General features: G+C 78.4%; 1 pseudogene. It reads right to left on the bottom strand.

From position 1 onward, the window contains the following. Nucleotides 1-315, bottom strand: a pseudogene (locus J0695_RS40745) (MFS transporter); the annotation flags it as partial.

Genomic DNA, 315 nt, shown 5'->3' with positions numbered 1-315 from the left:
GTCGCGAGGGGCCCCGCGACCCCCGCGCCGAGCGCGAAGCCGGTGAGTTTCAGGCTCGCGCCCGTCGTGAAGATCTGGCCGCGCAGATGCTCCGGCGCCTCCCGGTGCCGTACCGCGAACAAGGCCGTGAGCTGCGGGCCCTGGGCCGCCCCCGCGACCACCATCGCGGCGATCAGCAGCACCGGCTGGAGCGTGGCCGCGACCGCCAGGGCGACCGCCAGCACCGGTGCGCTCGCCCGGATCACCGCGTCCGGGGCCGCCGCCACCCCGCGCGAGCGGGCCAGCAGCGCATTGGCCGCGAGCGCCGCCCCTGCC

The sequence above is a fragment of the Streptomyces beijiangensis genome (assembly GCF_017315755.1).
Taxonomy (GTDB): domain Bacteria; phylum Actinomycetota; class Actinomycetes; order Streptomycetales; family Streptomycetaceae; genus Streptomyces; species Streptomyces beijiangensis.
The sequence above is the reverse complement of the archived record's forward strand: the minus strand, read 5'-3'. Positions and strand labels throughout refer to the sequence as shown.